The sequence below is a fragment of the Rhizobium sp. UBA1881 genome, assembly GCF_002338015.1.
Classification (GTDB): domain Bacteria; phylum Pseudomonadota; class Alphaproteobacteria; order Rhizobiales; family Rhizobiaceae; genus Rhizobium.
Window position 1 is genome coordinate 309 of sequence record NZ_DDHH01000094.1, and the last position, 10,150, is coordinate 10,458.

8 protein-coding genes are annotated in these 10,150 nt (G+C 62.9%); 1 reads left to right on the forward strand and 7 read right to left on the reverse strand.

The window, feature by feature from the left end; all coding sequences use genetic code 11:
• Positions 1–1,099, forward strand: a 1,099-nt coding sequence (locus B3605_RS11715) for an FAD-dependent oxidoreductase (RefSeq protein ID WP_296433959.1), incomplete at its 5' end; no start/stop codon positions are given.
• Positions 1,100–1,131: 32 nt separating this feature from the next.
• On the opposite strand, the gene hflX is transcribed toward B3605_RS11715, so the two are convergent.
• The 7 genes from hflX to B3605_RS11750 all read right to left on the reverse strand — a co-directional run.
• Complete coding sequence (hflX, locus tag B3605_RS11720; RefSeq protein ID WP_112945665.1) at positions 1,132–2,460, reverse strand: GTPase HflX; 1,329 nt, start codon at positions 2,458–2,460, stop codon at positions 1,132–1,134.
• 76 nt (positions 2,461–2,536) lie between these two features.
• Positions 2,537–2,779 (reverse strand): RNA chaperone Hfq, encoded by a 243-nt coding sequence (gene hfq, locus B3605_RS11725; protein WP_018325164.1) that lies wholly within the window; start codon positions 2,777–2,779, stop codon positions 2,537–2,539.
• Positions 2,780–3,021: 242 nt separating this feature from the next.
• Positions 3,022–4,386, reverse strand: coding sequence for a sigma-54-dependent transcriptional regulator (locus tag B3605_RS11730; protein WP_112945666.1), 1,365 nt, complete (start codon positions 4,384–4,386; stop codon positions 3,022–3,024).
• Positions 4,376–6,646 (reverse strand): sensor histidine kinase NtrY-like, encoded by a 2,271-nt coding sequence (locus B3605_RS11735; RefSeq protein ID WP_112945667.1) that lies wholly within the window; start codon positions 6,644–6,646, stop codon positions 4,376–4,378. The genes B3605_RS11730 and B3605_RS11735 overlap by 11 nt, the downstream gene beginning before the upstream one ends.
• Before the next feature lie 211 nt (positions 6,647–6,857).
• Entirely contained in the window at positions 6,858–8,309 is a 1,452-nt protein-coding gene (gene ntrC, locus B3605_RS11740; protein WP_018899972.1) for a nitrogen regulation protein NR(I), read from the reverse strand.
• Positions 8,306–9,457 carry a two-component system sensor histidine kinase NtrB gene (locus tag B3605_RS11745; protein WP_112945668.1) on the reverse strand — a complete coding sequence of 384 codons (1,152 nt, stop codon included), beginning with the start codon at positions 9,455–9,457 and terminating at the stop codon, positions 8,306–8,308. The genes ntrC and B3605_RS11745 overlap by 4 nt, the downstream gene beginning before the upstream one ends.
• Positions 9,454–10,150 (reverse strand): tRNA dihydrouridine synthase (locus B3605_RS11750; RefSeq protein ID WP_296433963.1); only part of this gene is annotated, 697 nt, incomplete at its 5' end. The genes B3605_RS11750 and B3605_RS11745, both read right to left, overlap by 4 nt.

The window sequence follows — 10,150 nt, forward strand, 5'->3', positions numbered from 1 at the left end:
CTCCGGCTTCGTGCTGCAGCCGACAGGGGCCGCGGTTCTCTCGCGCATGGGCTTGCTTGCCCAAGTCGAGGCGCGCGGCGCCCGCATCAGCCGCATGCATGGGCGCCTGTCCGGCAATGGCCGAACCGTGCTCGACGTCGGCTATCGCCCGGGCGCCTACGGCATCGCCATCCAGCGCGTCGCCCTCTTCGATCTGCTGCTTGAAGCCGCGATCAGTGCCGGGGTGCGGTTCGAGACATCGTCGCGGGTAACCGAGATCGAGGCTGGCAGCGCGCCGCGCCTGGTCCTCGACGGCGGCATACGCACGGCGACCGCCAATCTCGCCATCGACGCCATGGGCGCCAACTCGCCGGTCGCGGCGAAGGCCGCCACCGAACTCGGCTATGGGGCACTCTGGGCGACGGTGCCCTGGCCGCAGTATGGCGTCTTCCGCAAGGACGAACTGGAGCAACGCTACAAGAGAGCAAGCCAGATGGCCGGCGTACTGCCTGTCGGCACCGCGCGCGATGGCGCGGCTCCGATGGCTACGTTCTTCTGGAGCATCCGCAACAAGGATTTCGAGGCATGGCGGGCTGCCGGGCGCGACGCCTGGATCGACGCGGTCCGATCCTTCTGGCCGGAAGCGGAAGCACTGGCCGCCGTGGCCGAGCCGGTGCACGCGCGCTATCGGCATCTGACCCGAACGCCTGTTGCGGGCAAGCACGTCCTGAAGATCGGCGACGCCTGGCATGCGACGAGCCCGCAGCTTGGCCAGGGAGCCAACATGGCGCTGCTCGACGCAGCATCGCTGGCTTCGGCACTCTGCCACGAGGCGACGGTCGGCGAAGCCATCGACCGCCATCTGAAGCAGCGGCAGATCCATATCCGCTTCTATCAGCTGCTCAGCCGTATCTTGACGCCGTTTTATCAATCAGACAGTTCAGTGCTGCCTTTCACCCGCGACATCCTTATCGGCCCGGCGACCAAGCTGCCGCTGGTGCGCAGCCTGATCACCACGCTGGTCACGGGTGAGCTGCTCGATCCGGTTGGACGGATCAAGCTTGATCAGCTCGTGCCAGAGGAGAAAGTCGCGGTGCAGGATGAGAGCGCGCTGGTCTAGCCGAGCGCCAAATGGACAATGGGGGCGCCGGATCAGCGCTCCCAGTCTTCCTTCGGCCTCGCCGTATTGCCCAGCCGGCGCTCGAGTTCGGTCGCTTCCGTTTCAGAAAGCCTGAGATCGAGCGTGACCGATCCGTCCTCATTGTCTTCGCGACTGTCGACGATCGCGTGATCGTAAAGCCATGGCAGCAAGGCAAGCTTGTCAACCGGGAGCATGACGGTGGTTTCCGTCAGCACGCCGGATAGTCTGCGGCTGATCTCTTCCATCAGCGCATCGACGCCTTCGCCCGTCACGGCGGAAACCGCCACGACATTGCGGGCACCCTCGGCCTTCTGGACGATCGCTTCGTGGTTTTCCGGCTCAAGGCGGTCGATCTTGTTCCAGACCTCGATGATGCGCTTTTCACCCTCGGCCTCGTCGATGCCGAGATCCTTCAGGATGCGGAGCACGTCGGCGCTTTGCGCCTGGTTATCCTCATCGGCCATATCGCGGACGTGCAGGACGAGGTCTGCTTCCAGCACCTCTTCCAGCGTTGCGCGAAAGGCGGCGACGAGATGGGTCGGCAGGTCGGAGATGAAGCCGACGGTGTCCGACAGGATCACGGTGCGGCCGTGCGGCAACTTCATGCGGCGCAGCGTCGGATCGAGCGTCGCAAACAGCATGTCTTCGGCGAGAACGCCAGCGCCGGTGATGCGGTTGAACAGCGTCGACTTGCCGGCGTTGGTGTAGCCCACCAGCGCCACGATCGGATGCGGCACCTTGCGGCGCTTGGCGCGATGCAGCTGGCGGGTGCGGACCACCTGCTCCAGCTCGCGCTCGAGCTTGATGATGCGGTCCTGCAGCATGCGGCGGTCGGCTTCGATCTGGGTTTCACCCGGACCACCCATGAAGCCACCACCACCGCGCTGGCGCTCAAGGTGGGTCCAGCTGCGAACCAGCCGGCCCTTCTGATAGTTGAGATGGGCGAGATCGACCTGCAGCGTGCCTTCCTTCGTGGAGGCGCGGCGGCCGAAGATTTCGAGAATGAGGCCCGTGCGGTCGATGACCTTGGCGTTCCATTCCTTCTCGAGATTGCGCTGCTGGACCGGCGTCAGCGGATGATCGACGATGACGAGGCCGGAATCGGTCTCATCAAGGCTGTCCTTGATCTCCTGAATCTTGCCGGTGCCCATCAGTGTCGCCGGACGCGGCTCGCTGACGGTTACGATAGTGCCCTTGACCACATCGAGATCGATCGCCTGCGCCAGGCCCGTCGCCTCTTCGAGGCGGCTTTCCGGCGTGCGGGTCGTGGTGATGGTGTCGGCACTGCCGCGGCTGCCGCGTGCCTGCTTGAGCACGGGAACGACGACGGTCGCGCGCATGTCATCCCGGTGCTTCACAGCTTCCGGGATGATCGAATCATTCTTGGTATCACGTGTCGAGATGACGTCTGTCCTGTCAGGAAGCGGATTCTTCGCTTTCGAACATCTGCATCGGCTGGCCGGGCATGATGGTCGAGATCGCGTGCTTATACACGAGTTGCGAATGGCCGTCACGGCGCAGCAGAACGCAGAAGTTGTCGAACGACGTAACAACGCCGGTCAGCTTCACACCGTTAATCAGAAATATAGTCAGGGAAATCTTTTGCTTGCGAACAGTATTGAGAAATAAGTCCTGCAGGTTTTGAGAACGTTCCGCCATCGCGCCGATTCTTTCTTTATTGCCGGCCTTCACGTGCCGGTAAAATACTTCTTATTTTTCCATCAGGCAGCCGACAACCCTCATCCCTGCTGCCTGGAAAGCCTTTGGTATCAAATCGCAATCTTTTCCGCAACGACGAAAAAGGCCTGTCTAATTTTATGCGGCGGCAGATCACCTGGGGCCCCTGCCGCTACCCTGCCCGCCGCTCGAAAAGACACGCCGGCTACCGATCAAACCTCTGATCAGACACCCAGCGACTTCAACTTGCGGTGCAGCGCCGAGCGCTCCATGCCGACAAACTCGGCGGTGCGCGAGATATTGCCGCCGAATCGATTGATCTGGGCAATCAGATAATCCTTCTCGAACATCTCGCGCGCTTCGCGCAAGGGAAGCGTCATGATGTGATAGTCGTTCTTCGCAGATACTTTCGGAAGCATGTCGCCGAGATCGGTCGGCAGCATCTCGGCGGTGATCGGCGCATCCGGCCCATCGGACCGGGCGAGAATCATCAGGCGCTCGATGTTGTTGCGCAGCTGGCGGATATTGCCTGGCCAGTCGTGGGCCTGCAGAACCGCCATCGCGTCGTCGCCGATGCGGCGCGGACGAATGCCCGCCTGTTCGGAAATCTGGCGCATCAGCTGATCGACGAGGAACGGGATGTCCTCGCGGCGTTCGGCCAGCGACGGCACCTTGACCGGCACCACGGCTAGGCGATGATAGAGATCCTCGCGGAACCAGCCCTCGGCAATCCGGCTTTCGAGATTATAGGCCGTGGACGAGACGATGCGCACATCGACCTTCACCCGCTTGGAGCCACCGACGCGCTCGAACTGCTGATCGACCAGCACGCGCAGGATTTTGTTCTGCGTCTCGCGCGGCATTTCTCCGACCTCGTCGAGATAGAGAATGCCGCGATGCGCTTCCTCGAGCGCGCCGATCTTGCGCGCCTGGCCGGGCGAGCCCTCAGTCCCGAAGAGCGCCACTTCCATGCGGTCGGGCGTGATGTTGGCGGCGTTGATCGCCACGAACGGCCCACTCGCGCGCGACGACTTCTTGTGGATCATCCGCGCGACCAGTTCCTTGCCGGAGCCGGAGGAGCCGAGGATCATGATGCGGCTGTTGGTCGGCGATACCTTCTCGATCGTCTGGCGGAGCTGCGAGACGGCAACGGAAGTGCCGATCAGCTCGACCGGATCGCCGGCTTTGCGCTTCAATTCGGAGACTTCGCGCTTGAGTTTGGAATTTTCCAGCGCGCGCTCGGCGATCAGGATCAGGCGGTCGGCCTTGAAGGGCTTCTCGATGAAATCGAAGGCGCCGCGCTTGATGGCGGAGACGGCGGTCTCGACGTTGCCGTGGCCGGAGATCATGACGACGGGAATGTCGGGATGGCGCGTCTTGACCTCATCCAGCAGCGCCAGACCGTCGAGCTTGCTGCCCTGCATCCAGATGTCGAGGAAGATCAGCCGCGGCGCACGGTCCGAAATCGCAGCCAGAGCGCTGTCGCTGTCGTGCGCGGTGCGGGTCTCGTGGCCCTCGTCGGAGAGAATGCCGGAGACGATCTCGCGGATGTCGTGTTCGTCGTCGACGACCAGAATATCAGAGGCCATATGCATTTTCCTTGTCACTTGCGGCCGAGGCGGCGGGCGATTGCTCCAGGCGTGGCAGATGCACGCGGATCATGGCCCCTCTTCCCTGGTCAAAATCAGCGGGTGCGTCATGCAGTTCGAGCTGCCCGCCATGTTCTTCAATAATCTTCTTCACGATGGCGAGGCCGAGACCGGTCCCCTTTTCGCGCATCGTCATATACGGTTCCAAGATGCTGTGCCGGTTCTCGACAGGCAGACCGCGTCCGTTGTCGATGATATCGACGGTGAAGCGGTCACGTGGCTGATCCAGCGACGCGCGTACCAGCACCTTGCGCTCCTCGCGCTCGTTGGCCGGTACGGCCTCGATCGCTTCCACCGCGTTCTTGATGAGATTGCCGAAGGCCTGGCCCAGCATGCGGCTGTCGAACTGCCCTTCGAGCGGCGCATCGCCGAATTCCTGCAGGAAGGCGACGTGGCTGTTGCCCATCTCGCGCAGGAAGACCGCGTCGTGCAGTATCTTGCGCAGGTCGCTCGGCTCCTTGATCGGCTTCGGCATGCGCGCGAAAGAGGAGAACTCGTCGACCATGCGGCCAATATCGCCGACCTGGCGGATGATCGTCTCGGTGCACTGATCGAAGACGCCGCGGTCATCCTGGTTGATCTGCTTGCCATAGCGGCGCTGGATGCGCTCGGCCGACAGCTGGATCGGGGTGAGCGGGTTCTTGATTTCGTGGGCGATACGGCGCGCGACGTCGCCCCAGGCGGTGGAGCGCTGAGCAATCACGAGGTCGGTGATGTCATCGAGCGTGATGACGTAGGATTCGCTAAGATCGCGCACTTCCTCGCGCGTTACCTGGACGCTCAGCGTACGCACGGTGCCGGCGCGCACCAGCGCAATCTGCTTGCGGAAATCGCCGCGATAGCGCGACGCCGCCTCGGTCAGAACCTGGTCGACCTCAGGCGCGATTTCGGAGAGCTGCTTGCCGAGCATGTCGCCGGCATCAAGCGCCATCAACGTTTCGGCCGAGCTGTTGACGATGGTGACCCGCCGATCGCTCTCAACCCCGATGACGGCGGCGGTCACACCCGAAAGAACCGCTTCGATGAAGCGGCGGCGGTCGTCCACCTCGTCCTTGGCTTCGAGGATCTCGTCGCGTTGCGTGCGGATTTCGGAGATCATCTTGTTGAAGGTGCGCGACAGGTTGGCGACGTCGCCATCCACGGCATGCACGGGAACGACGATGTCCATGTTGCCGGTTGCGACGCTGTCGGCTGCGGTGATCAGCAGCCGGATCGGGCGGACAATACGGTCGGCGACGGCGATGGCCGTCCAGATGGCGGCGAGGAGCACGATCAGTGCGAAGCCGACATAGAGGATGGCGAAGGCGATCTGCAGCGAGAAACGCCCCGCCTCCATCGACCTGTATTCGGTGGCGTTCTCCTCCATCATCCGCATCGCGGTCATGACCTTGGGGTCGACCGCGCGCACCGTATAGAGGAATGCGCCGTCAATGGATTCGAGCCTGATGATGGCGCCGACAAGGTTCGTCACACCCGGCGGAATGAGCGTCGGCTGGCCGGCCGAAGCCTTATTGAGCGCGTCCTGCGGGATCGCCGGCAGCGGTTTCTCGGTCTTGATATCGGCCTGCGTGATCACAGTGCCATCCGCCTGCACCAGGAAGGCACCGAGCAGGCCGCGTCCCCTCGCCTGGCGCGTCATCAACTCGGCAAAGCCGGTGCGATCGAGATTGAACAGCTGGCGATTGCGCTCCAGGTCGTTGGCCATCGAGACCGTCTGGCCCTGCAGATAGCTCGCATTCTCCATCATGTAGGCCTGCCCGATGTTTCGGGAGGAGCTGACGATCGACTGCGTTCTGAGCGCAAACCAGCGGTCGAGACCGGCGTTCAGCGTGATACTGGCAAAGAGGGCCACGAGAATGGCGGGCGTGATCGCCACGATCGAGAAGAGCACGACGATGCGGATATGCAGACGTGCCGCAGCGCGACCACGCTTGCGCGCCTTCAAGAGCCGCGAAACCTCGCGACCGATCAGGGCCATCAGGCCGAGCACGAAGAAGGAATTGACGACGACTGACGTGATGACCACCGGCGATGTCGGGGCGATCGGCGTCAGGCCGAGCAGCACGAAGAGCGTCATCGTGGCGCAGAGGAGCGCGCCCCCGGCAAGCACGAGACCGGGCAGAGCAAACAGCGCGCGGCGATCCGTTACCGTGGTAACTGCTTCGCCCTCCGCCGCCGGCGGCAACGCATCCTGCTTCATTCGTTTAACTCTCCACGCGGCGAAACGCATTTCGCCGCCGTCCATGGGTCAGGGTGAAAGACCGCGCTCGATCTCCCGCTCGTCCATCGTCGAGCCGGATCTTCGGACGCAGAACTGACCGCAGGAACACAAACCCCTTGCGTGACTTATTGGCAACGCAATGTGGCGAAAATGCAACGCATCACGTCACATTGTCAAGCGTTGCAGGGCGTCAAGCGGTGCGGGAGCTTCTGTAGACGGATACGCCGAGTTCGCGGATCTTCTTGCGCAACGTGTTGCGGTTGAGACCGAGCAGATCGGCGGCCTTGATCTGGTTGCCTCGCGTGGCCGTCAGCGCGGCCAGGATGAGAGGATACTCCATCTCGGTCAAAACGCGGTCATAAAGGCCCGGAGGCGGCAGATTATCGCCAAACGTGGCGAAATAGGACCGCATGTTTTCTTCGACAGCCTGAGCAATTGTCATGTTGCCGTTGCGGATCGGCCCCTTCTCGATCGGGCTATCCGGTACGTCGGAGCGCAGCTCGGATTCGATGATTTCGCGGGTAATCACATCCTGTGGATAAAGTGCCATCAGGCGGCGGATGAGGTTCTCCAGCTCGCGCACGTTGCCCGGCCAAGCGTAGGCCTTCATCAGATCAAGCGCTTCCTGATCGAAACGCTTGGTGCCGAGACCTTCCTTCTCCGCCTGCTGAACGAAGTGGCGGACGAGATCGGGGATATCTTCAGCGCGGTCGCGCAGCGGCGGCAGGCGCAGCGGCACGACGTTGAGGCGGTAGTACAGATCCTCGCGGAAGAGGCCCTGGTTGATCGCCTGCTTCAGATCCTTGTTGGTGGCTGCCACGATGCGCACATCGGTGCGGATCGGCGTACGGCCGCCGACGGTGGTGTATTCGCCCTGCTGCAGCACGCGCAGCAGCCGCGTCTGCGCATCCATCGGCATGTCGCCGATTTCATCGAGGAACAGCGTGCCGCCCTCGGCCTGCTCGAAACGGCCGGTCGAGCGGGTCTGCGCGCCGGTGAAGGCGCCCTTTTCATGACCGAAGAGCTCGGATTCGATCAGGTCGCGCGGGATCGCGGCCATGTTGATCGCGACGAAGGGACCGTTGCGGCGCTTGCCATAGTCGTGCAGCGCGCGGGCGACGAGCTCCTTGCCGGTGCCGGATTCGCCGGTGATCATCAGCGTCAGGTCGGTCAGCATCAGACGCGCCAGGACGCGATAGATTTCCTGCATGGCGGCCGAGCGGCCAACCAGCGGCATTCCGTCCTGCACGTCGTCTTCGACCTTGGCGGGCTTCCGCTTCGGTTCCGACAGCGCGCGGCCGATGATGCCGATCAGCTCGGTCAGATCGAAGGGCTTGGGCAGATAGTCGTAGGCGCCCTTTTCCGAGGCCTTGATCGCCGTCATGAAGGTGTTCTGCGCGCTCATGACCAGCACGGGAAGATCCGGACGGGCTTTCTTGATGCGCGGAAGCAGATCGAAGGCATTCTCGTCGGGCATGACGACGTCGGTGACCACGAGGTCGCCCTCGCCGGCTGAAACCCAGCGCCACAGGGTGGCGGCGTTCGAGGTGATACGCACGTCATATCCGGCGCGGCTCAAGGCCTGATTAAGCACCGTACGAATTGCCGCATCATCATCCGCGACGAGGATCGTTGCTGTCATCGAGAAGGTCCTGTGGGGGTTATGGTTGCGTCCTCAAACGATGCGTCCTTGGAGGCAGGCATGAGCACGCGGAATGTGGTTTTGTTGGTCTGACTGTCGCATTCGATAATGCCGCCATGATCACCGATGATCTTGGCCACCAGCGCAAGACCGAGGCCGCTGCCGTTGGTCTTGGTGGTGATGAAGGGGTCGAACAGATGCGGCAGAAGATCGGACGGAACGCCCGGGCCGTTGTCCTGCACGCAGAACTCCAGCGGCAGCGAAATCTTCTCGCGCGTTCCCGCGACCGAAAGGCGGATGCCGGGACGATAGGCGGTCGTCAGCACGACCTCGCCATCCGGCCGGTCGCCGATCGCCTCGGCGGCGTTCTTGACGAGATTGAGGAAGACCTGCACCAGCTGGTCGCGGTTGGCATAGACCGACGGCAGCGAGGGGTCGTAGTTCTCGGTGATCTTGATGTGACGCGCAAAGCCTGCCTTGGCGACCGCCTTCACATGATCGAGCACGGAATGGATGTTCACGGGCACGCGATCGACCGGGCGCTCGTCGGAGAAGACCTCCATGCGGTCGACCAGCGAGACGATGCGGTCAGTCTCGTCGCAGATCAGCCGGGTCAGCGCGCGGTCATCGTCGGTTGCCGAATGCTCAAGCAGCTGGGCGGCACCGCGAATGCCCGAGAGCGGGTTCTTGATTTCGTGCGCCAGCATCGAGGCCAGACCTGTGACCGAACGGGCGGCAGCGCGGTGCGTCAGCTGCCGGTCGATCTTGTCGGCCATCGAGCGTTCCTGGAAGACGATGACGACGGAGCCCGGCTCGCTCGTCACCGGCGCGACGTAGATGTCGACGAGCTTGTCCTGGCCGAGCCTTGGTGAGCTCAGATCGACGCGATACTCGTTGATCGGCGCGCGGCGTTCGCGCACCTGGTCGATCAGCGCCAGAAGCGGGCTGCCGAAGGGAATGAAGGTCGAGATCTTGTAGCGCGCCAGATGAGAGGCGCTCGCCCCGAAGAAGGCTTCCGCCTCCCAGTTGGCAAAGGCGACCAACCCGGCATCATCGACCATGATGACTGGGTTCTGGATGGCGTTGAGAACGGCCATGGCGACGGCACTGCCGGCATGGGCAGATGATAGCGACGCGTCGTTTGTCATGCAGCCTCCCGGGCATCTGTATTGTCTGCCGCCGCGACCAGGGCATCGTGGAATCGTTGCGAGACCTCGCGAGGATCGCGCGCGGTCATGATCGCCGCCTTATCGTTTGCCGACACCGACGGTGCGAAGCGTTCCATATACCAGCCGAGATGCTTGCGAGCATGACGAACGCCGACCGCTTCGCCATAAAAATCGAGCATCATGCGATAATGCTCGACGGCGATATCAGCGATCTCCCACGGCTGAGGCGCATCGGCGCCGGCGAGCACGCCGGCATGCCACGGGCGCCCCTGGCAGCCACGGCCGATCATCACGGCATCGGCGCCGGAGCGGCGCAGGATTTCATGGGCGTCCTCGACCGTTTCGACGTCGCCATTGGCGACCAGCGGGATGGTGAGGACATCGCGCACAGCGCGAATCGCGTCCCAATCGGCGCGTCCTTCGTAAAACTGCATGCGCGTACGGCCGTGGATCGTGACCAGTTGAACGCCGGCCTCCTGGGCGCGTTTTGCGATTTCGGGGGCGTTGATAGAATTCTCGTCCCAGCCAAGGCGCATCTTCAGCGTCACGGGAACATCGACGGCCTTGACCGTTGCCTCGATGAGGCCGAGCGCATGATCCGGATCGCGCATCAGCGCCGAGCCGGAATAGCCGCCGATCACCTTCTTGGCGGGGCAGCCCATGTTGATATCG

Bases quoted from the DNA above. Each gene is read 5' to 3' on its own strand.
- hflX (WP_112945665.1), bottom strand. From the start codon at position 2,460: ATGCGCGCGACCGTCGTCGTTCCCGTGCTCAAGCAGGCACGCGGCAGC.
- hfq (WP_018325164.1), bottom strand. From the start codon at position 2,779: ATGGCGGAACGTTCTCAAAACCTGCAGGACTTATTTCTCAATACTGTT.
- B3605_RS11730 (WP_112945666.1), bottom strand. From the start codon at position 4,386: ATGGCCTCTGATATTCTGGTCGTCGACGACGAACACGACATCCGCGAG.
- B3605_RS11735 (WP_112945667.1), bottom strand. From the start codon at position 6,646: ATGAAGCAGGATGCGTTGCCGCCGGCGGCGGAGGGCGAAGCAGTTACC.
- ntrC (WP_018899972.1), bottom strand. From the start codon at position 8,309: ATGACAGCAACGATCCTCGTCGCGGATGATGATGCGGCAATTCGTACG.
- B3605_RS11745 (WP_112945668.1), bottom strand. From the start codon at position 9,457: ATGACAAACGACGCGTCGCTATCATCTGCCCATGCCGGCAGTGCCGTC.